General features: G+C 36.0%; 20 protein-coding genes. 8 read left to right on the top strand and 12 right to left on the bottom strand.

Annotation, left to right across the window (positions count from 1 at the left end):
• Positions 1–625 precede the first annotated feature (625 nt).
• From thrS to rplT, 4 genes are all read left to right on the top strand, one after another.
• Positions 626–2,572, top strand: a complete 1,947-nt coding sequence (gene thrS / locus BUB91_RS16995; protein WP_073100478.1) for a threonine--tRNA ligase — start codon at positions 626–628, stop codon at positions 2,570–2,572.
• 22 nt (positions 2,573–2,594) lie between these two features.
• Positions 2,595–3,146: a translation initiation factor IF-3 gene (gene infC / locus BUB91_RS16990; RefSeq protein WP_073100477.1), complete on the top strand. Its 552-nt coding sequence runs from the start codon at positions 2,595–2,597 to the stop codon at positions 3,144–3,146.
• Positions 3,147–3,263: 117 nt separating this feature from the next.
• A complete protein-coding gene (rpmI, locus tag BUB91_RS16985; RefSeq protein ID WP_009780460.1) occupies positions 3,264–3,461 on the top strand; it encodes a 50S ribosomal protein L35 in 198 nt (65 codons plus the stop codon).
• 109 nt (positions 3,462–3,570) lie between these two features.
• Complete coding sequence (gene rplT, locus BUB91_RS16980) at positions 3,571–3,915, top strand: 50S ribosomal protein L20 (protein WP_073100476.1); 345 nt, start codon at positions 3,571–3,573, stop codon at positions 3,913–3,915.
• Positions 3,916–4,009: 94 nt separating this feature from the next.
• Here the strand turns inward: rplT and BUB91_RS16975 are convergent, their stop codons facing one another.
• From BUB91_RS16975 to guaA, 3 genes are all read right to left on the bottom strand, one after another.
• Positions 4,010–4,414, bottom strand: a complete 405-nt coding sequence (locus BUB91_RS16975) for an OsmC family protein (protein ID WP_073100475.1) — start codon at positions 4,412–4,414, stop codon at positions 4,010–4,012.
• A 4-nt stretch (positions 4,415–4,418) separates the two neighbouring features.
• A complete protein-coding gene (locus tag BUB91_RS16970) occupies positions 4,419–6,398 on the bottom strand; it encodes a LysM peptidoglycan-binding domain-containing protein (RefSeq protein WP_073100474.1) in 1,980 nt (659 codons plus the stop codon).
• A gap of 82 nt (positions 6,399–6,480) precedes the next feature.
• Complete coding sequence (guaA, locus tag BUB91_RS16965) at positions 6,481–8,013, bottom strand: glutamine-hydrolyzing GMP synthase (protein WP_073100498.1); 1,533 nt, start codon at positions 8,011–8,013, stop codon at positions 6,481–6,483.
• A gap of 397 nt (positions 8,014–8,410) precedes the next feature.
• Between guaA and BUB91_RS16960 the strand changes: the two genes are divergently transcribed.
• A complete protein-coding gene (locus tag BUB91_RS16960; RefSeq protein ID WP_073100473.1) occupies positions 8,411–9,145 on the top strand; it encodes an XRE family transcriptional regulator in 735 nt (244 codons plus the stop codon).
• A gap of 71 nt (positions 9,146–9,216) precedes the next feature.
• On the opposite strand, the gene BUB91_RS16955 is transcribed toward BUB91_RS16960, so the two are convergent.
• From BUB91_RS16955 to BUB91_RS16935, 5 genes are all read right to left on the bottom strand, one after another.
• Positions 9,217–10,107, bottom strand: coding sequence for an anti-sigma factor (locus tag BUB91_RS16955; protein ID WP_073100472.1), 891 nt, complete (start codon positions 10,105–10,107; stop codon positions 9,217–9,219).
• A gap of 113 nt (positions 10,108–10,220) precedes the next feature.
• Positions 10,221–12,485 (bottom strand): aconitate hydratase, encoded by a 2,265-nt coding sequence (locus BUB91_RS16950; protein WP_073100471.1) that lies wholly within the window; start codon positions 12,483–12,485, stop codon positions 10,221–10,223.
• Between the two features lie 247 nt (positions 12,486–12,732).
• Complete coding sequence (locus BUB91_RS16945; RefSeq protein WP_073100470.1) at positions 12,733–13,686, bottom strand: AAA family ATPase; 954 nt, start codon at positions 13,684–13,686, stop codon at positions 12,733–12,735.
• Between the two features lie 3 nt (positions 13,687–13,689).
• Positions 13,690–15,114, bottom strand: a complete 1,425-nt coding sequence (locus BUB91_RS16940) for a peptidylprolyl isomerase (protein ID WP_317041357.1) — start codon at positions 15,112–15,114, stop codon at positions 13,690–13,692.
• Positions 15,098–15,961: a peptidylprolyl isomerase gene (locus tag BUB91_RS16935; RefSeq protein WP_073100468.1), complete on the bottom strand. Its 864-nt coding sequence runs from the start codon at positions 15,959–15,961 to the stop codon at positions 15,098–15,100. The genes BUB91_RS16940 and BUB91_RS16935 overlap by 17 nt, the downstream gene beginning before the upstream one ends.
• A gap of 176 nt (positions 15,962–16,137) precedes the next feature.
• On the opposite strand from BUB91_RS16935, the gene BUB91_RS16930 reads away from it, so the two are divergent.
• The 3 genes from BUB91_RS16930 to BUB91_RS16920 all read left to right on the top strand — a co-directional run bounded on the left by BUB91_RS16930 (position 16,138) and on the right by BUB91_RS16920 (position 17,548).
• A complete protein-coding gene (locus BUB91_RS16930; RefSeq protein ID WP_073100467.1) occupies positions 16,138–16,575 on the top strand; it encodes an SRPBCC family protein in 438 nt (145 codons plus the stop codon).
• A gap of 47 nt (positions 16,576–16,622) precedes the next feature.
• A complete protein-coding gene (locus tag BUB91_RS16925; protein ID WP_073100466.1) occupies positions 16,623–16,859 on the top strand; it encodes a hypothetical protein in 237 nt (78 codons plus the stop codon).
• 161 nt (positions 16,860–17,020) lie between these two features.
• Positions 17,021–17,548 carry an OmpH/Skp family outer membrane protein gene (locus BUB91_RS16920; RefSeq protein WP_073100465.1) on the top strand — a complete coding sequence of 176 codons (528 nt, stop codon included), beginning with the start codon at positions 17,021–17,023 and terminating at the stop codon, positions 17,546–17,548.
• Between the two features lie 68 nt (positions 17,549–17,616).
• On the opposite strand, the gene guaB is transcribed toward BUB91_RS16920, so the two are convergent.
• The 4 genes from guaB to BUB91_RS16900 all read right to left on the bottom strand — a co-directional run bounded on the left by guaB (position 17,617) and on the right by BUB91_RS16900 (position 23,128).
• Positions 17,617–19,089: an IMP dehydrogenase gene (guaB, locus tag BUB91_RS16915; protein ID WP_073100464.1), complete on the bottom strand. Its 1,473-nt coding sequence runs from the start codon at positions 19,087–19,089 to the stop codon at positions 17,617–17,619.
• 93 nt (positions 19,090–19,182) lie between these two features.
• On the bottom strand, positions 19,183–20,049 hold the full coding sequence (locus BUB91_RS16910; RefSeq protein ID WP_073100463.1) for a hydroxymethylglutaryl-CoA lyase: 867 nt from the start codon (positions 20,047–20,049) through the stop codon (positions 19,183–19,185).
• A gap of 60 nt (positions 20,050–20,109) precedes the next feature.
• Positions 20,110–21,981, bottom strand: a complete 1,872-nt coding sequence (locus tag BUB91_RS16905) for a tetratricopeptide repeat-containing sensor histidine kinase (RefSeq protein ID WP_128759377.1) — start codon at positions 21,979–21,981, stop codon at positions 20,110–20,112.
• A gap of 124 nt (positions 21,982–22,105) precedes the next feature.
• Positions 22,106–23,128, bottom strand: a complete 1,023-nt coding sequence (locus BUB91_RS16900; protein WP_073100461.1) for a quinone-dependent dihydroorotate dehydrogenase — start codon at positions 23,126–23,128, stop codon at positions 22,106–22,108.
• Between the last annotated feature and the right edge of the window lie 36 nt (positions 23,129–23,164).

Below are 23,164 nucleotides of genomic sequence, written 5' to 3'. Positions count from 1 at the left end.
ATGATGTATAATCCAATGCTTATAAGCATATTGAATCTGACTAATTAATAACAAATGAAAAAGTATCTTTCTTTGTTACTTTTCTTTGGACAGGCAAAGAAAAGTAAAGAAGCTACTAACTTCAATACGTGTTCCTGTTCTTTTGCCTTGATGCCAAAGAACCAACCTGCCTATCGGCAGGAAGATCACACTTCGAGAGCCTCAGTGTTACATCCTTGAAAACTACACCCTATCTTGCGGATGGTAAACCGCTTCGCCAGGCCATCATCCGCACCCAAGGCTGCGGTATTTACTTGTTTTACTACGGATCTAAAAAGTAGCGGGTTCTATCTCATTATTGAGTTATTGAGTTATTGAGTTATTTTAATTTGAAGTTGCTGGTTTACTTGTGTAAGGTGAATGGTTTTCTGTTTATTGTTTGTGGAAAATTCCAATTAACTTTTAACGTTAAACTGAAATATCCTCCTCACCCCCGGCTTTTCTCCGGCTTTAGCAGGAAGATTTAGAGGAATGCTTTGGGCGGTGTGTTATTTTCGATTTGCTGTTTAGGGTTCGCTGTAATTTTTAAAATCATGCATCCATTTTTTTCCCGAAAGCCCTTATCTTTGCAGCCTAAATTTTTATTATGATCCAAGTTACTTTGCCAGATGGCAGCGTAAAAGAATTTGAAAGCGGAGCAACACCTTTTGATGTTGCAAACAGTATTAGCGCAGGACTTGCGCGTAATGTTATCTCTGCAAAATACAATAAGCAAACCATAGAAATAACGACCCCGCTTACCGAGGATGGTTCTTTGGTTTTGTATACTTGGAATGATGATGAAGGTAAAAAGGCATTCTGGCACTCTTCTGCTCACATTTTGGCGCAAGCTTTAGAAGAATTATATCCGGATATTAAATTGACTATTGGGCCGGCGATTGATAAAGGTTTTTACTATGATGTAGATCTTGGGGAGCGCTCACTAAGCGAAAATGACTTCAAAAAGATTGAAGATAAAATGCTTGAAATTGCTCGAGGAAAACATGAGTTTTCCATGCGCAGCGTTTCTAAAGCAGATGCTTTGGAGCTTTATAAAAAACAAGAAAATCCGTACAAGGTAGAATTGATTGAAAACCTTGAGGATGGTACGATCACATTTTGTGACCACGATACATTTACTGATTTGTGTCGCGGTGGACATTTACCCAATACCGGTTTTGTAAAAGCGGTTAAGTTGATGAGCGTTGCCGGAGCATACTGGCGTGGTGATGAAAACAAACCACAACTCACACGTGTTTATGGTATTTCATTCCCTAAACAAAAAGACCTAAAAGAATATTTAGAACTTCTTGAAGAAGCTAAAAAGAGAGACCATAGAAAATTAGGTAAAGAGCTTCAACTTTTTACTTTTTCTCAAAAAGTAGGTCAAGGTCTGCCATTATGGCTGCCTAATGGTGCCGCTTTGCGCGAGCGTCTTGAAAACTTTCTAAAAGCTGCTCAGAAAAAAGCAGGTTATGAAATGGTGGTTTCTCCACACATTGGTCAAAAAGAACTGTATGTGACTTCTGGGCATTATGCCAAGTATGGTGAAGACAGTTTTCAACCAATAACTACTCCTGCGGAAGGAGAAGAGTTCTTATTAAAACCTATGAACTGTCCACATCATTGTGAGATTTATAATGCGAATCAGTGGAGTTACCGGGATTTACCGAAGCGTTTTGCTGAGTTTGGAACAGTTTATCGTTATGAACAAAGTGGTGAATTACACGGTCTTACACGTGTTCGTGGCTTTACACAAGATGATGCACACATCTTTTGTACACCAGATCAACTTGATGACGAGTTTATGAAAGTTATAGACCTGGTACTTTATGTATTTGGTTCTTTAGGTTTTGAAAACTTTACAGCTCAGGTTTCGTTGAGAGACCCGGAGAACAAAGAGAAATACATAGGTTCTGATGAAAATTGGGCTAAAGCCGAAAATGCAATTATAAACGCAGCAAAAGCTAAAGGCCTTAATTATGTGATAGAAACCGGTGAAGCCGCTTTTTATGGTCCTAAGCTAGACTTTATGGTAAAAGATGCATTGGGTCGCAACTGGCAGTTAGGGACAATTCAGGTAGATTATAACCTTCCTGAGCGTTTTGAATTGACTTATAAAGGAAGTGATAATGAGGAGCATCGCCCGGTTATGATACACCGTGCCCCTTTTGGAAGTATGGAGCGTTTTGTTGCTATTTTATTAGAACATACCGGCGGAAACTTCCCGTTATGGCTTATGCCAGTACAAGCCAGTGTGTTAACACTCAGTAAAAACTATGAGAATTACGCACAAAATGTATTAACTTTGCTTGAAAATCACGAAGTTCGCGCCACGATTGATGATCGTGGAGAAACGATGGGAAGGAAGATTAGAGAAGCAGAAATGCAAAAAACTCCTTTCATGCTCATAATTGGTGAGAAAGAATCCAATGATGGTACGGTTTCTGTACGTAAACACGGTGGAGAGGATTTAGGAACAATGACAGTTGCAGAATTTGCAGAAATCATCAATACTGAAATCTCCAAGACATTAAAGAAATTTGAAGTTTAATTAAAATTATATAGCCATAGCAATACGTAGAAAAAGATCAAGAGGACCAGCAAGAGTCCAGAAGACAGACCAACACAATATCAACCAGAAAATTCGTGCTCGTGAAGTACGCCTTGTAGGTGATAATGTAGAAATGGGGATATACCCTACTAGTAAAGCCCTTGAAATCGCTCAAGAGCAAGAACTAGACTTAGTAGAGATCTCTCCTAATGCAGAACCACCTGTTTGTAAGGTGATGGATTACAAGAAGTTTGTTTACGAACAAAAGAAGCGTGAAAAAGTTATAAAAGCTAAAGCGTCTAAAGTTGTCGTTAAAGAAATCAGATTTGGTCCAAACACAGATGATCACGACTACGAGTTTAAAAAGAAACACGCTCTAAAGTTTCTTGAAGAAGGAGCAAAATTAAAAGCTTATGTTTTCTTTAAAGGTCGTTCAATTATATATAAAGATCAAGGGCAGATTTTGCTACTTCGTTTAGCACAAGATCTTGAAGAATATGGTAAAGTTGAGCAGATGCCTAAATTAGAAGGGAAACGTATGATTATGTTTCTTGCACCTAGGAAAACAAAATAAAGTCTAACGACTTTTTAAAATATAAATCCCGCCCTTTTATAAAGGCCGGGATTGTTTTGATAGTAGAAAATCAGGACAAACAGCAATAAGCGGAATAAATTAAATAAACTAGGAATTATGCCTAAAATGAAAACAAAAGGCAGTGCTAAAAAGCGTTTTAAGCTTACAGGTACTGGGAAAATCAAAAGAAAGCATGCGTTTAAGAGTCACATCTTGACTAAAAAGTCTAAGAAACGTAAGCTAGCGTTAACTCACGATACTTTGGTACACAAAGCTGACGAGAATAACGTGAAAATTATGTTACGTCTTAAATAAGAACGTAACCGGTTCAATTATTTTATAAACCCTGGAGTTGGGCAAAACGAAAATATAAGAGTTTTAAAAGTGGTGCTTGTCACCCGCCTGCTACAAAAACAATTAAATTATGCCAAGATCAGTAAATTCAGTTGCTTCTAGAGCCCGAAGAAAAAAGGTGATGAAGCAAGCCAAAGGTTACTTTGGAAGACGTAAAAACGTCTACACAGTTGCAAAAAATGCGGTTGAAAAGGCTATGCTTTACGCATACCGTGACCGTCGTCAAAAGAAAAGAAATTTCCGTGCTCTATGGATTACTCGTATTAATGCGGGTGCTCGCATACACGGGATGTCTTATTCACAGTTTATGGGTAAAGTTAAAGCTGCAAACATCGAGCTTAATCGTAAAGTATTAGCAGATTTAGCGATGAATCACCCAGAAGCTTTTGAAGCAATCGTAAGTAAAGTAAAATAAGGCTAACGCCTAATTAATTAACAAGACTCCGCTTATAAACAAAAAGCCCGATCCGTTTGATCGGGCTTTTTCATTTTAGGTAGTGGGTGTGTAATTACTTCCAGTTAAAGCTTATTGCTTTTTCCATATCAGGATGCAGACTATTCAAAACAGGACATGTCTTAGCCGTATTTTCAAGAATCCTTCGGTCTTTATTTTTTTCAACTCCCTGCAAATCTAATTCGATTTCAATGCGAGCGATTCTACGAGGCTCTGCTTTCATTATTTTAGTTACTGAAGCAGTTGAGCCTTTTAATTCTACTCCGTCTAATTGAGTAGCTTTTATACCCATCACTGTCAGCATACAACTCGCTAATGCAGTAGCAACCGTATCTGTAGGAGAAAATGCTTCTCCTTTCCCATTATTATCAGTTGGAGCATCTGTATTAAATTTATCACCAGATTTAAGATGCTCGCATTCTGTTCTAAGATTACCCAGATAAATAACTTTACTAGTCATAGTTTTAATCTTTTAAAAATGAAGATGGTGTATTTTCTACAGGAATCTCAACAACTATTTCTTCCAAATCTTGCCCATATTTCATGATATAAGCAGCGGTATTAAAATACCCCGCTGAAACAGGATCCTTCACATAATTAAATTTATTCTCAACATATTGAGTAATATAACCTGCTGCTGCAGCATCATACAAGCTTTCTGCAGCTGCTAAACGCAATAAGGTATCAAAAGTAATATCATAGCCTCTTACCGCATAGCTACTAGGTACATAACCATACTTTTCTTTATAAGCATCTATAAAGCTTTCCTGACCTACACCATAAGCACGATCTACAGAAGGGAAATGGAAATTCAACTTCATCAATGTAATATTAGAAACATCATCACTTTCATAAGCAGAACCTTTATCTGTAGTCATTAACGTGATCTTTCTGCTTTCTGATATTTGAGTTGATAAACTTGTAGTTACATTACTAATCAACGCAATATCATTAGTCTCAAGAACGACCCAATTCTCTATAGTCCCAGACAATTTTGCAGTAAGATCACTAGCTCTCAAATAAGAACCATTATCTGAAGATTTAGGGAAAACAACTTTAGCATCAGGATACATGGCTAAAATCTTATTCTTAATACTCTGATGTTTTGAGTCGGCTATTACAACAATATTTTTGCCTTTACCTTGCAGTTTTATATAGCGAAGCATTTCCTGCTTCAATATCTCATCATCTGGTCTAGACTGAAACATATTAGGACTCATCGCTACATTAGGGACAATAGGAGATATCACTGGTATAGAACGCCCTCTTAAAAGTTGACTTGCTTTTTCTACGTTTGAAGTAAGAAGAGGACCAACAACAGCATTTATCTTTGAAAAGTCATTGCTGCTGATGAGATTATCTATCTTACGATCGTTACCCGCTTTACCATCACCACGAGCATATTGTGTATCATACACATAAAGATTTGAAGGAATGCCTAGTGCTTTAGCTGAATCTATCGCCATAAGAGCACCACTGTAAAAATCTAAAGCGATATTCATCACCCGATCTTTTTTAATTACAGATTTACGCACATCCGCCGTATCGACTTCTGTTTTACCAAGATTAAAAGGAAGCATCAACGCTATATTCTTAGTTGATTTATTTGTCAAGTTATCAGCAAGTTTTATCGCTCCACTGCTAACATTAACAGCTGTTTCATCACCCAATTTTGATTTTGGTAATTTCAGAATCATTCCGCTTTTAAGACCATCTTCAAGAGCTGGGTTAAGTTTCATTAATTCTGCTTTTGTCATATCCCATCTTTGGGTTAGTCTAAACAGATTTTCTTTCGGTTTTACTTCATAAAATCCAAATCGACCGTCTTCAAGAACTGCATCTTTCGCATAAGATTTATCGGGAACATTGATGATATCTCCTATTTGCAAGCCATCTTCAATACCGGGATTCATTGTTTCAAGCTCTGCTATTGTAATTCCATACATAGATGCCAGACCATATTTAGTCTCTTTCGGCTTAACAATATGCTTTCTATTAGTTAAAGCTGGTTTAGCTGTTTGATCAACAACTACTGTTTCTTGATTAGGAAGCTTTACAATCTCACCATTTCTCAATTCAGCACTGTATAAATGCTTGTTGTAGCGTTTTATCTCAGATTCTGAAATATCGTATTTTTTTGAAAGGCTATAAAGAGTCTCCCCTTTTGCTACGGTATGCAAAACATATTTACCATCAGCACTTATTTCTGAGCCTCCAGGAACAGATTTACCTCCCGGGAGAATAAGAACCAACCCCGGATAAAGATTCCCTTTAGCTTCCGGATTTAAACGGTAAATCTCATAAACAGTAACATTATACTTATTAGCAATACTGGAAACAGTCTCCCCATCGCGTACCTGATGACTCGCATATTTTTGTTGACCAATACTGGAGCAACTGAATACAACAAATATAAAAACGAATAAAATGGTGATGTTTTTCATTGTAGTTATTTTTTAAACCAATACCTCATAAAACTATGAGGTATTGGTTTGAAAATGATTTTATAAAAATTAAAAATTCAGTTTATTCCCACTCAATAGTTGCCGGTGGTTTTGAACTGATGTCATAGACTACTCTATTAACGCCTTTAACCTTATTTATTATATCATTTGAGGTCTTTTGTAGAAAATTATAAGGAAGGTTCACCCAATCTGCAGTCATACCATCTGTACTTTCTACAGCTCTAAGTGCAACACATTTTTCATAAGTACGCTCATCACCCATCACTCCTACCGAGTCAACCGGTAACAACATAGCGCCAGCCTGCCAAACCTGATCATAAAGCCCCCATTCACGCAAACCGTTGATGAAAATTGCATCAACCTCTTGAAGAATACGCACTTTTTCTGGCGTGATATCTCCTAAAATTCTAATTGCAAGTCCAGGCCCCGGAAATGGATGTCTACCTAGCAATGCCGGACTCATATCCATACTAGCACCTACACGGCGTACTTCATCTTTAAAAAGCATACGAAGCGGCTCAACCACTTTAAGCTTCATAAAATCTGGCAATCCACCTACATTATGATGTGACTTTATAGTTGCTGAGGGGCCACCTGTTGCAGAAACAGATTCTATAACATCAGGATAAATAGTACCTTGTGCTAACCATTTTGCATCTTCAACTAAGTGAGCTTCGTCATCAAAAACTTCGATAAAGACACGACCTATAGTTTTTCTTTTTTCTTCAGGATCGCTTTTACCGGCAAGAGCATCTAGAAAACGAGCTGAAGCATCAACTCCTTTTACATTCAAGCCCATTCCCTTGTATTGCTTCAAAACATCATGAAACTCATTTTTACGAAGCAAGCCGTTATTTACAAAAATACAGTGCAGATTCTTTCCTATAGCTTTATGTAATAACATTGCCGCCACAGAACTGTCAACACCACCAGAAAGTCCCAAAATAACTTTATCTGTCCCTACTTTCTTTTTTAAGTCGGCAACAGTAGTATCTACAAAAGTATCTGGAGTCCAGCTTTGTTCAACTTTTGCTATATTGATTAAGAAGTTTTCTAATATTTTCTTTCCGTCTGTTGAGTGATAAACCTCCGGATGAAACTGAATCGCATACGTTTCTTCTCCTCCTATACGGTATGCAGCATTTTCTACATCGTGCGTACTTGCTAATCTTACAGATCCTTCAGGAAGTGCCCTTATTGTATCGCTATGACTCATCCACACCTGACTACCCACTGCTACGCCTTCAAAAAAGGGTTCACCTTCCTTAATCATAGAAAGATTTGCACGCCCATATTCACGCGTATTAGACTGCCCAACTTCACCTCCGTGAAAATGAGCCAGATATTGTGCTCCATAACAAACACCAAGCAATGGCTTTATACCCCGTATCTTAGAAAGATCTGGGTGCGGTGCATTTTCAGCACGAACTGATGATGGAGACCCCGATAGAATCACAGCCTTATAACTGCTTAAATCTTCAGGTAAATTATTGAATGGTTTTATTTCGCAGAAAATATTGAGCTCCCGTATGCGTCTTGCTATTAACTGGGTATACTGCGAACCGAAATCTAGAATGAGTACGTTATTTTGCATAAGCAAAAATAGCATTTCTATCTATTTTCACTAAGTCAAAAATCATTCTTATTTTAAACAATTAATGAACAAACCTAAGAGGCTAAAAATTGATCTATTAATAAATTTTTATACTAATAAATTAGCATGAATTTAAACTACAATAGGTGTTTTACTAGCTAAAACTGATAAAAATACTTTAATTAAGGTATTTTTATCAGTAACATCCTACACCAAATAGTAAATGCAACTTATTAATCTTTTATTTTTTTTATGAAATGACTAAAGATTCAGTACTTATACACTGTAAATATCGTAATAAGCTAATAATCAACTAAAAATATAATTATCAGCAATATATCTGTTATTAATCTTTATATTTGAAGAAATTAGATGTTCCCTAAACCTAATCTATAAAATGTCTATATCAAAACAACTTAAAGCGCTCAGAGAAAAAGCTTCTTTATCTCAAAAAAAAGTAGCCGAGGAGCTCGGAATTACACAAGGTGCCTATTCCTTGATTGAAAATGGGCAAAATTCTATTACCACAGAACATTTGCTCACATTAAGCAGACTTTATAGTGTACCTACAGATCGAATTTTAAAAGGCTCTCACAATTCTATAATGATGAGCTCGACTAACGGGTTTGTACCACTTATTAATGTTGAAGCAAGAGCCGGTTTTATCGAAAATCGTGATAACGAGCAGTGGATGTCTACTTTAGACATGTTTAAACTACCTGGTTATGAGCCTGCTCAAGGTCAAAAATTATTTGAGGTTGAAGGAGATAGCATGATGCCTACGCTCATGCACGGTGACATATTAATTACACAACACACAGATGATATTTCAGAAATATTAGATGGCTCTGTTGCGGTTATTATTACAACAAAATCAGTACTGACCAAACGAATTAAGAAAGACCTTTCTAACGATGCTATTATTTTAATAAGCGATAATAGCAAATACGAAAGCATAAGCTATGATTTAGAAAACATTCTTGAAATTCTTATCGTAAGAGGCAAGATCACCAGTTCGCTAAATGTCGTAGATATGGATGCTAATAAGCGCGTACAGCATTTAGAAAGTCAGGTTGACAAGCTCCAAAGCGATATGAGTAAACTCATAGAAAAAATAAATAAACTGGTTTAAAATCCCAGTTTACCCAATAAAAAATCCGGCCTAGTTTAGACCGGATTTTTTTGTTCTTACCTCCTAGAGGATTATCTAGAAATCACACCACGTGGAAATGATAATGTGTTTAAATCCATATTTTGAATATTTGGATATAGACTAGTCCCCGACTGTGGATTAATCAATGGCTGAATCACAAAAGGATTAGCGTAATCAAAATCTGGTTCTGGTTCTACAGATATAAAGATTTTCTTAAGAGTTAAATTAGGTGCAGCATTAAAACCTATTTGAGAAAGTATAGTCATATTTATAAAATCTTCACCTGGAAATGGAGGTGCTGTATTAATTTGTGAACTATAAGCTGCAGACTCATCTCTTCCTGAGGGTGAACTAAAACGCCCTGTACTCAAATTAACCATTTGATTAGATGCATTAGGGACTGTTACCCAGCCCTCATAACGCCATCCATCAGGTAATACTGGTAAATTTAAACCAGCCTGAGGATTTCCATCATTTGGCGCTACAAAATAAACTCCATTTTGGTTATTTGATGTGTTGTCATCTGTTGGAGTCCATAAAGTAAAATTTCCTGATGCATTACTAAAATCACCCAAGGATCCTCTTATTGATAAATCGGCTGAATTACCATTAAAACTTCCTGATAAGAGAACCGTTTCACTTATTTCTGGGGAAGGATCATTACCAGGCTCTATACTTATTTTTATACCACTAGCATCTGCCACCTGTCCTGTTAATGCAGAAAATGTCTGACCATTACTCAAATTATTGAATCTCCCTAATGAAATATTTTCACCACCACTCACAAGCCAAACTTCATATTGAGATGAAGCTGGTAATTCCTCTAATCGAGTAATTGATTCCAAGGTGATTGTTGAACGATCTACTGTATCATCATCTCCCGAGCAAGATGCCAAAAGGACAGCAGTAAGTAGTATTGTTAATAAATTAAGTTTTTTCATAAATAGTTTTTAAGTTGTTTCAAATTACAAACGCAAATAGCGTGCAAAAATTTCAATAAAAAAACCAAACCGCCCTAAAGCGGTTTGGTTTTAATAAATATTTAGTATAACGCTTAGGCGTTTTGCTTCTTGATCAAGTTTAAGGCAGAGCCTTCTCTATACCAAGCGATTTGCGCATCGTTATAAGTATGGTTTGCAATGATAGTATCTTTACTTCCATCTGCATGTGTAACCTCTATAGTTAACGGTTTATCTGGAGCAAATTCTTCGATATCAACAAAACTAAATGTATCATCTTCCTGAATCAAATCATAGTCACTTTCGTTAGCAAAAGTCAACCCTAACATACCTTGCTTCTTAAGATTTGTTTCGTGTATACGAGCAAATGACTTAACTAAAACAGCTGCAACACCTAAGAAACGAGGTTCCATCGCTGCGTGCTCACGAGAAGAACCTTCCCCATAGTTATGATCACCTACAACAATAGTTTTAATTCCTTTGGCTTTGTATTCACGCTGCGTATCTGGAACTCCACCATATTCATTAGTCAATTGATTCTTAACAAAATTCGTTTTCTTATTGTAAGCATTTACAGCTCCAATAAGGCAGTTGTTAGAAATGTTATCCAAGTGACCTCTATACCGTAACCAAGGTCCAGCCATTGAGATGTGGTCAGTAGTACACTTACCAAAAGCTTTGATAAGCAATTTAACCTCTTTTAATTCTGAATCCTGAATAGGCTCAAAAGGAGTCAACAACTCTAATCTTTCGCTATCTTCAGCGACTTTAACCTCTACAGAACTCCCATCTTCGGTAGGAGCAAGATATCCATTATCATCTACTGCAAAACCTTTTGGAGGAAGTTCAAGACCAACAGGAATATCTAATTTCACTTGTTCTCCATCCTCATTCAATAACGTATCTGTCATTGGATCAAAGTCTAAACGACCAGAAATTGCGATTGCAGCAACCATTTCTGGAGATCCTACAAAAGCGTGTGTATTTGGGTTACCATCAGCCCGTTTTGAGAAGTTGCGGTTGAATGAATGCACAATTGTGTTCTTCTCTTCACCTTTACGGTCACTACGATCCCATTGACCGATACAAGGACCACAAGCGTTTGTAAATATCGTAGCACCTAAGTTTTCAAAAACTTCGAGTAAACCATCGCGCTCAGCAGTAAAACGAATCTGCTCAGAACCCGGGTTGATACCAAAATCACTCTTAGGTTTTAATTTTTTATCTATTGCCTGTTGTGCGATAGAAGCTGCTCTGGATAAATCTTCATAAGAAGAGTTTGTACAAGAACCGATAAGACCCCAATCAACTTTAATAGGCCAATCATTTTTAGCTGCTTTTTCTCCGAGCTCTCCTACTGGTGTAGCAAGATCTGGAGTAAAAGGACCATTAAGGTGTGGACGTAATTCTGAAAGGTTAATTTCAATTACTTCATCAAAATATTGCTCAGGATTAGCATACACTTCATCATCACCAGTTAAATATTCTTTGATTTCGTTTGCAGCATCAGCAACATCAGCACGGTCTGTAGCACGTAAAAAACGCTCCATAGACTCATCGTAACCAAATGTAGAAGTAGTGGCTCCTATTTCAGCACCCATATTACAAATAGTACCTTTACCAGTAGCTGAAAGATTTTTAGCACCAGGGCCAAAATATTCTACAATAGCACCAGTACCTCCTTTTACAGTAAGAATACCAGCCACCTTAAGAATAACATCTTTAGAAGCAGTCCATCCATTTAACTCACCAGTCAACTTAACACCGATTAGTTTAGGGAATTTAAGCTCCCAAGCCATACCAGCCATTACATCAACTGCATCAGCACCACCTACACCAATAGCAACCATACCAAGACCTCCAGCATTTACTGTGTGACTATCTGTACCTATCATCATTCCTCCAGGGAATGCATAGTTTTCAAGAACTACTTGGTGAATTATACCAGCACCTGGTTTCCAGAAACCGATTCCATATTTATTAGAAACAGATTCTAAGAAATCAAAAACCTCATTACTGGTTTCGTTTGCTCTTTTTAAATCTTTTTTAGCTCCCTGTTTTGCCTGAATAAGGTGGTCACAATGAACTGTGGTAGGCACAGCAACATTTTTTTTACCTGCTTGCATAAATTGCAAAAGCGCCATCTGAGCTGTAGCATCCTGACAAGCGATACGATCTGGGGCAAAGTCTACGTAGTCTTTACCACGTACAAATGCCTTATCAGTTTTACCATCCCAAAGGTGAGAGTATAATATTTTTTCTGCCAGTGTTAAAGGCTTACCGGTAACTTCGCGAGCTGCATCAACACGCTCTGCTATCTTACTGTAAACCGATTTGATCATATCAATATCAAATGCCATATCTAAGTTTTAGTTAAATGAATTTGTAATTTAAAAACGCTCGGAAGCGGCGTTAAAATTACGAAAAAGCGAAGAAAATAAGAAGCCTATAGATAGATTAAGGCTATCAAGACAAATGCTAAATTTATTGCAAATTCAATCAATAATAAATCGATTTCGTTGCTTAATTATGATAATTAGTTAGTTACAAACTAAATGTTAATAATAAACACTCTTTTAAAATTATTTAGAGCGTTTCTATATTAGTTCACAATAAGCTATTTATGATTTTATTAAGAGTTAAACCCTCAGCCTCAGCTTTATAGTTTTTTAAAAGTCTATGCCCTAAAATGCCCTGTGCGACAGCTTGTACATTTTCAATATCAGGTGAGTATTTCCCATTAATTGCAGCATGTGTTTTAGCCGCAAGGATTAAGTTTTGAGATGCTCTGGGTCCTGCTCCCCAGTCTATATAATCTTTAACTATTTGTGGTGATGCTTCAGAATCTGGCCTGGTTTTTCCAACAAGTGCAACCGCATATTCGATTACATTATCTGCTACCGGAATTCTACGAATTAACTGTTGATAAGTCACAATTTCTTCCGCGGAAAATAGAGAATTAGTAGTAACATTATTAGTTGTAGTTGTAGCTTTTACGATAGCCAACTCTTCTTCATAAGAAGGATAGGCTAAATGTATAGCAAACATAAAGCGGTCTAATTGAGCTTCGGGTAAAGGATAGGTCCCCTCCTGCTCAATAGGGTTTTGAGTTGCAAGTACAAAATAAGGCTTATCTAAAGGGTATTGCTTACCTGCAACCGTTACAGCTTTCTCTTGCATTGCTTCAAGTAAAGCCGCTTGCGTTTTAGGAGGTGTACGGTTTATCTCATCTGCAAGAATGATATTTGCAAAAACAGGTCCTTTTAAAAATTTAAAATTTCGAGACTCATCTAGGATTTCTGCACCAACGATATCACTAGGCATTAGATCTGGCGTAAATTGTATACGCTTAAAATCTAACCCCAAAGCTTGAGCAATAGTATTTACCATCAGGGTTTTTGCAAGTCCCGGCACTCCAATTAAAAGTGCGTGACCACCAGAAAATATTGAAATTATAATTTGATCAACCACTTCTTCCTGACCAATAATAACTCGAGAGATTTCCTTTTTTAAATCCTGGTAACGGATTACCAGTGCATCAATCGCTTTTGCGTCTGACATAGACTATTTTTTTAACCAGTTGCTACTATACTCGCAATTTCTAAAATCTCCGTTTAGTTTAATATAGGTCTCTGCAATTTTTTCATCTTGCCATTTTTCGATAGCTTTTATACGCTTAGCCTGTAGAGCAAAGTTTTTGATCTTCACATAATCTATAGCAAAGTCTGCTTTATGCTCTTCTATTCGGTCTGAAACCGTGTAGATCTCATAACGTGTTTTACCGGTACGAGTTGGATTATTAAATGCTATAGAGATTTCACCTTGCTTAAGGTTTTGAACCTTTGGGTATAACTCTGGAGGTAAATTTTTAAGCTCAAACATACGGTCTTGAGTTACTGGATTTATCATAATACCACCATCAGTAGCTGTTTCTTTCTCATCAGAAAATTCTTTTGCAGCTTCAGCGAAAGTAACTTCACCAGCCTCAATACGTGTTTTCAATTTCTGAATTTTATCTTTTGCAGCATTCTCTGCTTCAGAAGTTACTTTGGGAATTCTAAGGATATGTCTTAAATCTATCTTTTGACCGCGAATTTTTTCTACTTTGATGATGTGGTAACCAAATTCAGTCTCAAAAGGCTTACTTACTTCACCTTCCTGAAGACTAAAAGCTACATCTCTAAATTCTTTTACAAATTGAGATTTACGGTCAACATCTCTTATCAAACCACCGTCACCACGAGTAGACTCATCTTCCGACCAAAGCACAGCTTTTGTGGCAAAACTACTTCCATTATCTACAATATCACTGCGATAGCCGTTAAGTTGTTCTATTACTTTATCTTTTTCTTCTTGAGGTATTTCAGGTATAATTTGAATTTTTGAAATTTCAAGTTCTACACCAAATTGTGGCAAACCATCTTCTTCTAACTGCTTGTAGTATGATCTAATTTCTTCCGGAGTTACTTCAATCTCTTCAACAATATTTTGTTGCATAGCTTTAGCCAGCTCCTGGTTTTTATTCAGGTCGAAAAGTTCTTTTTTAAGATCACTCATTTTTTCCTTACGGTAAAATTTAAGCACTTTTTCTTCTGACCCTAACTGGTTTATAAAGTAATCTATTTGTTGTTGTGTGTAAGAGCGAACTTGATCTTCGTTTATCATAACACTATCTACAACTGCGTGATGCGCATAAAGCTTATCTTCCATAAGCTTGTCTATCACTTTACAATTAGAAAGATCCTGACCTTCCACTTCTTGCTGCTTTAAAGACTCTATAGCTTGCTGTATGTCGCTCTCTAAAATCACATACTCTCCTATTACTGCTGCAACACCATCTACTTTAAAAGTAGTCCCGGTAGTTAAAGGCTTGTCATCAGCCTGAGCCGTTTCTTCCTTAACACTGGTATCTATGATTTCTTGCGCATCCAATCCTGCACTTACCCCACAAAAAACAAGTAGTGTATATGCTTTAGTTATAAAGTTCAAATTGTTTGTTTTTAATTGCATCCTTAGTAATATCCTTTTCTAATTGTTTAATCAATTCTAATTTTCTTCGGTTGAGAAGAATTTGTTTTACCGTTGGCAAAACATAGCTTAATGGTGCGTCATCATTACGATTTAGACGATCTTTAACAGCGATCAAATATAATCCTAATGAATCACGCAGTTGTAAAAAATCAGTTTTATTTAATAAGCGTTCACTGTTATCTATAGTAACCGGCGGAATTTTAGCGATCACTTTATCAAGACTTATCCAAGTACTGTCATTCAAGTATTGTGCCTTAAACTGAACAGAAACTGAATCTAGATATCTCTTATCTTTATTATCAAATCGTGTAAAGCGCTTTTTTATTTCATCAATTTTATAATCAGTATCGCTCATCTCAAGAAATCTAAACTTGAGTAAAGATTCATTCAACTTAAAATTCTCTTTGTTTTCATCATAAAAAAGTGAAGCTTCAGCATCTGTAATTGTACTATCTAAATTACGAGCAACCAAAGCATCTTTATAAGCTTGAGCATATAAATCTAACTTATACTGATCTACTAATCTATTCAATCGGTCTTGTTCATCCAACGTGATATTCCGCTTCGCGTTATTCATGAGCAAACGCTGTGTTGCCCAACGATTGATATAGCTGTTTACCAAAGTTGTACTATCATCAGCATTCATATCAGATGTAACCAACTTTGCGATATCTTCTTTATACAAATAATGATCACCCACGCGAGCAACCCGAACTCCTACAGGAGCTTTAGACCCAAGTAAATCACAAGAAACCAGTAAGACCGGCATCAGCGCAACTAACAAATACTTTAAGGTATTTAACATAAATATTTCTTACTTTCAGCTAAACAAGATAAAGACGACTCTCTATCTATAATGTTGCATAAACTTTAAGATTTGCAAAATTACATATAATATAGGAGACTCAAGCCGGAGTATTTTATAGTAATACTTCAAGAATCTTGCTATTTTATAAAAATTTAGAACCTGAATTTTACGCTATGCAGTACACTAAAAAAATAATCATCGATTTACCTCTTGAAAAAACAGTCGAATTTATGGACAGCCTTGAAAATTTAAAAAAATGGCAAGAAGGTCTTGTTCAAGCAAAAGTTATTCGAGGGAATTTTGGAGAAAAAGGCGCTAAAACAGAATTAAAATATGACTTCGGAAAGCGTAAAATGACTTTAATTGAAACTATTCTGGAAACTGATATGCCTCGATTATTAATAGCTGAATACACAACAAAGAATGTTTACAATATTCAACGAAATACCTTTGAAGCAACACAAGACGGGAAAACAATCTGGACTTCTGAAAGTGAATTTAAGTTTGAAGGTTTAGCGATGAAAACATTTGGTTTTCTAATACCAGGAGCATTTAAGAAACAATCACTAAAATATATGCGAGACTTTAAGAACTTTGCAGAAAACCAATAAGAAATGATAAGTTGGTTTAAATTAGTACACTAATTGAACTACAATACATGGAAAAGAAGATAAAACTCATTTGGGATTTTCGGGGACCCGATGCTCAAAAAATCGCAGAGCATCACGAGATTCACTTAACCGATTATAAAAAAGCTCATGATCTAGATAAAAGTGCAACTGGTGTAGAAATTAAGAGTCCTTCATATAGCATTGCTTATCTGATAGTCTTACAAAGTGAAATGCCTGCAGTAAGAGATGCTTTAAAACCACATCGTGGAGAATTTTATGATTGAGAAGGTCTTATGAAGTTCATTAAAATGCTTTATTTAAATCTGATCTAAAAAAAATACTTTGATAGCTCAAGTGCTTTTTTATCTTTGCCCGTAATTTTTCACAAAAATTAAATAATTAAGTAGAATTAATTGCCTGTACAAAAAGGCTAAACAAACAACAAATGAAGAAATTATTTTTACCTGTAGTAGCTTTTTTAATAAGTTATACAGCGCTTGCACAATCTAAAGTGGGAACAATAGACAGTGATCTTGTTATCTCTAGTCTTGACGAAGTAGCACAAGTGCAAAAAGATCTTGAAACTTATGGAGCAGATCTTGACAAACAATTTAAAGAACTGGTTGCTAAGTATCAAGCATCAGTAAAAGCATATCAAGATGTAGAAGCAACTGCTTCTGAAGAAGACAAAAAAGCTAAGCAAGAAGAAATTGTAGGTATGGAACAAGACCTTCAACGCTTTAGACAAAATTCTCAGGGTCTTATTCAAATCAGACAAAATGAATTGATGCAGCCTTTATATCAGAAAGTTGGTCAAGCTTTAAATGAAGTAGCTCGAGAGCAAAATTACTCTCAAGTGCTTACTTTAAATGCAGGAGTAGCTTACTTTGATCCCGCTTTAGACCTTACTCAGGCAGTAGCTGATAAATTAGGTGTAACCTTAAAGGAACCTGAACAACAAACGGGAAATTAACAGTATTGCTGCTATACAGCACAAAAAAGGAGCCAATTGGCTCCTTTTTTAGGATATAAATTCTAAAATTATCTGCTGTAATTAGGAGACTCTTTAGTAATGGTAACATCATGCGGATGACTTTCGTGAATACCACTGGAAGTGATTTTTACAAAGCGACCATTCTCTTTTAACGCGTTAATATCTTTAGCACCACAATACCCCATACCTGCACGTAAACCACCTATAAACTGATGTACACTTTCGTACAACTCTCCTTTATAAGGAACACGACCTACAATACCTTCTGGCACTAATTTTTTAATATCATCCTCAACATCCTGAAAATAGCGATCCTTAGATCCTGTTTTCATTGCTTCAACAGAACCCATACCGCGATACGTTTTATATTTTCTTCCTTCATAGATAATAGTTTCTCCAGGAGATTCTTTAGTTCCGGCTAAAAGTGAACCAAGCATAACACAGTCTGCTCCAGCAGCAATAGCTTTGGGAATATCCCCTGTATATCGAATACCACCATCTGCGATTACAGGAACACCTGTACCTTTTAATGCTGCTCCTACTTCAAGAACTGCACTAAACTGTGGAAATCCTACACCAGCAACAACGCGTGTTGTACAAATAGAACCGGGACCAATACCTACTTTTACTGCATCTGCACCAGCTTCAACTAAATATTTTGCAGCATCTGCTGTTGCTATATTCCCTACTACAACGTCTAATTCTGGGAATTTTGCTTTTACACTTTGCAAAACACGTACTACACCTTGTGTATGACCGTGTGCAGTATCAATCACAACTGCATCAACACCTGCATTTACTAATGCTTCTACACGCTCTACAGCATCTCCTGTAACACCTACAGCAGCAGCGACACGCAAACGCCCATAAGTATCTTTATTAGCAATTGGCTTTTGGGTTAATTTAGTTATATCTCTAAAAGTAATTAAACCGATCAGCTTATTATCATCTGTAACTACCGGAAGTTTTTCAATTTTATTCTCCTGAAGAATCACTTCCGCTTGCCCCAAAGAGGTTCCTTCAGCAGTAGTAATTAGATTTCCTGAAGTCATTACCTCAATAATAGCACGCTCATTATCTTTCTCAAAACGCAAATCTCTATTGGTTACAATTCCTTCTAAATGACCGTCACTATCTACAATTGGGATTCCTCCAATACTGTGCTCAGCCATAAGACGCTTAGCATCTTTTACTTTAGCATCAGACTTTAACGTAACAGGATCTATAATCATACCACTTTCTGCACGTTTTACACGACGAACTTTTACCGCTTGCTGAGCAATGGTCATATTCTTGTGTAAAACACCAATTCCTCCCTCACGAGCTATAGCTATTGCCATACTTGATTCGGTAACCGTATCCATAGCCGCAGACACTATAGGAACATTAAGAGTTATGTTTCTTGAAAATTTAGACTGAATATTTACTTCGCGTGGAAGAACTTCTGAATAAGCGGGAACTAAGAGTACGTCATCGTAGGTAAGACCTTCTCCAAGTATTTTTGTTTCGTGAGCTGTCATTGCAATTAGGATTTAATTGCGTGCAAATATACTGCTAAATTCTTAGAATCTTTCTTTTTAATTGTTTTAAAAGAAATACCGAAGCTATTTAACCTAATGGTAATATTCAAATATTCGGGTTGCTTCGTTGTGTGCAGACTCAAAGCTCATAGGCTTAATACCAGAATCTGCCTTAACAGTATTAAAATAAGAAAGCATTTTTTCGGTAGGCATATTACCTGTTAATTCATCTTTTGCCATCGGACAACCACCAAAACCTTGAATTGCACCATCAAATCTTCGGCAACCGGCTTTATAAGCTGCATCAACTTTCTCAAACCATTTCTGCGGAGTAGTATGCAGATGCGCACCAAATTCTATATGAGAGTATTGCGGAATTAAATGACTGAATAAATAATCAATCGTTTGAGCATCTGAAGTTCCTACTGTATCCGAAAGCGAAATTATAGACACGCCCATTTTTGATAATTTTTCAGTCCACTTCCCTACTATTTCCACATCCCATGGATCTCCATAAGGATTACCAAAACCCATTGAAATATAAGTAACCACTTCTTTATTGTGCTTTGCTGCCAACTCGAGAATTTCAGATAAAATAGTTACAGATTCATCAATAGTTTTATGCGTATTACGCATTTGAAAATTCTCTGAAATACTAAAAGGATAACCTAAATAATCTATTTGAGAGTGAAGAACTGCATCTTGAGCTCCACGAAGATTAGCAACAATCGCCAAAAGTTTTGTTTGAGTCTTAGATAAATCTAATTGCTCTAAAACTTCAGCCGTATCTACCATTTGAGGTATTGCCTTAGGTGACACAAAGCTGCCAAAGTCTAAAGTATCAAAACCACACCTCAACAAAGATTGCAAGTATTGCGCCTTTGCTTTAGTAGGTATAAAATTTTTTATACCCTGCATAGCATCACGCGGACATTCTATTATTTTAAGGGCCTGACTCATGAACAAGTATTAGAGAAAATAAAGATACAATAAAGATGAAAGTTTGTAATTGAAGTAATCTTAGTCTTTTAAAACAGGTAATGCTAACGTAAAAGTTGAGCCTTTACCTACACTGCTTGTTGCGGTAATCTCTCCTCCTGCTTTTTTTGCTATTTCCTGACAAAGAATCAGGCCTATTCCGTTACCGACTTCATTAGCGGTACCTTCTACAGTATAACGCTCTTTATTAACTAAAACTTTTTCAATTTTGTCTTGAGTCATACCCACCCCAGTATCGGAAACATGAATGTAATGAAAGTTCTTTTTTTCTTCTATATCAAAAGTGATGACACCTCCATTTGGTGTGAACTTAATAGCGTTATTCAATAAATTTCTCAACACAACTTGCACTACCTGAGGGTCTGATATTAATACTATATCTGCTGATATATTGCATAATATCTTGATATCCTTTCGTTTAATAAAGACCAACTCATTATTATAAAGATGCTCAATAAATACCTTTAAGTTAATCTCTTTAGAAACAAACTTAAAACCATCCATTTGAGATTTTGCCCAAATCAATACATGTTCCAATAAATAATGAAGGTTTGAAGACTGACTTTTTAATTCTGAAGCTAATTTTTCTAATTCTTCAGATGTAAAACTCTCTAAATTTGAGTGCAGCATATTAGCACTACTCAAAATAGCAGCAACAGGACTTTTAACATCGTGAGCTACAATTGAGAAAAACTTGTTCTTCTCTCTGTTTATTGTTGTTAGATTACGATTGTATTCATTCAGTACACTTTGCTTATCTTTTAAAATAGTATTGTTTTTAGCCTTAAGATTATACATTCCGTATATGATTAAAACCATTAATAAAAGGAGAAATATAAAAATTGCTATCCCCCAAATTCCATACCGCTGATTTTTAATTTGAATCGCCTGAATTTCGGAATCAGCCCTAAGTATTTCATTTTCAAATTCACGCTCTTCAGTATCAAACTTCACTTTAATATTTTGAAGAATAGCTGTCTGCTCGCGGTTATGAATATCATTATTTAATTCAATATACTTTTTAGCATAATTCAATGCCTCAACAGTATTCTCTTTAGCTTCAAATACTTTTTGCTTTGACTTGTAGAACTCAAGCGCCACATATTGATCATTCAAACTTTCAACCTGAGCTTCTAAGTCTTGAAGTTCGTCATTTGCTTCTTCAACTTTACCCAATGCTAATAAAGCCTGAGATTTATAAGATTTAGATAAAATTTTAAATTGGACAGGGATATCAGGCTGAGCAATAGCATGATTAAGACTCGATATAGCAATATCGTATTGATTTAGATAATACTGAGCAGTACCTAAATTGAAGTAGATCACTGCTATTATCCTATTTTCTTTATCATTTTTAATATAATCTATTGCCTTTTTTGCGTAGTAGAGCGAGCTATCATATTGCTGTTTTTCTCTATACACGCCACTCAAATTAGTGATTAATTTACTGTATAAATTAACCTGTTTTAGACTGTCAATATAGTTTGATGCTTCTTGAAAATTCGCTAAAGACGAATCGTAATCTCTTAAATAAAAGTCAAGCGCTCCTAGATTACAGTAGCTTTCAGCAAGACCTACACTGTCTTTTGTTTTCTTAAAAAATGGTAGTGCTTTTTGAAATTCTACAATTGCCTCAGGATATTTAGACTGTAAAACATAATAGGTTCCTTTACGGTTATAACCAGCGGCAGAAGCAGATTTATTTTTAGCAAGCTCAGCAATCGTTATTGCTCTATCTATATACAATAACGCTGAGTCTGGCTTAAAGTACAGGTACTCATATCCCAAGCGCTCGTATAAATGACTCTTTATAGAATCATTTACAGTTAGCGTAATTTGATGCTTTAAAGAATCTATTGTTGGAGTTTGGGCACAAATTCCTGAATTTATCAATAGAAAAAACACTCCACAACAATGCAGAATAATTCGTCTGTGCAAGAAGGCAAATGATATCACAAGAATTAGACTACTTTTGAGCTTATAATTAATAGGTTAAAGCTAACAAAAGTTCTTTAAACTAATTAAGTCGTTTTAGAATTTCCTTGTTTATATTTTTAATTAAAGACGGGCCTTCATATATAAAACCAGTGTATAACTGAATTAAGCTTGCTCCGGCCTCTAATTTTTCTACTGCATCTTCCGGACTGTGAATTCCTCCTACTCCGATTATCGGGAAAGATCTATTGCTCTTTTCAGACAAGAACCGAATTACCTCTGTAGAGCGCTCTCTTAAGGGCTTTCCGCTTAAACCACCCATTTCCTCTTTATTTCCAGAAGATAGTCCAGATCGATTTATGGTTGTATTAGTGGCTATAACTCCTGCAATTTTGGTTGTATTTACAATATCTATAATATCGAGAAGCTGATCATCTGTAAGATCTGGAGCGATTTTAAGTAGGATAGGTTTTTCTTTTGCTGCTCTTGCTCTGTTTAATTTCTGCAAACCACTCAATAGATTAGTCAACGGCTCCTTATCTTGTAATTCGCGTAAATTGGGTGTATTAGGAGAACTCACATTAACTACAAAATAATCTACGTGATCATATAATGCCTCAAAACAAATCTTGTAATCATTAAATGCTTCATCATTAGGTGTAACTTTATTTTTACCAATATTACCCCCTATCAGAACGTTTTTGTTCTTTTTCAGACGCTCTACAGCTGCCTCAACCCCACCATTATTAAATCCCATCCGATTAATAATAGCCTGATCTTCTTTCAGTCTGAATAAACGCTTTTTAGGATTACCGGACTGCGGTTTTGGCGTTAATGTACCTATCTCAACAAAACCAAATCCCAACTGAGAAAGTTCGTTATACAGTTTTGCATCTTTATCAAATCCTGCTGCAAGCCCCACAGGGTTTTTAAATTTCAATCCAAAAACTTCGCGTTCAAGTCTCTTGTCAGCAACCTCAAATGCGGGTTTCAATACTTTTAAAATCCCGGTTTTACTAAAAACCCGAATGCTTTTAAAACTAAAATGATGTACCCCTTCTGGGTCAAACTTGAAAAGTAAAGGACGTAAAATTGATTTGTACATAAGGCAGATAAATGTGCTGCAAAAGTAAGTTTATGT

Origin of the sequence: Leeuwenhoekiella marinoflava DSM 3653 (assembly GCF_900129005.1) — a bacterium.
In the GTDB taxonomy this organism is placed as follows: Bacteria; Bacteroidota; Bacteroidia; order Flavobacteriales; family Flavobacteriaceae; genus Leeuwenhoekiella; species Leeuwenhoekiella marinoflava.
Note: the sequence above shows the minus strand (reverse complement) of the source record. Positions and strands in the feature narration are given on the sequence as shown.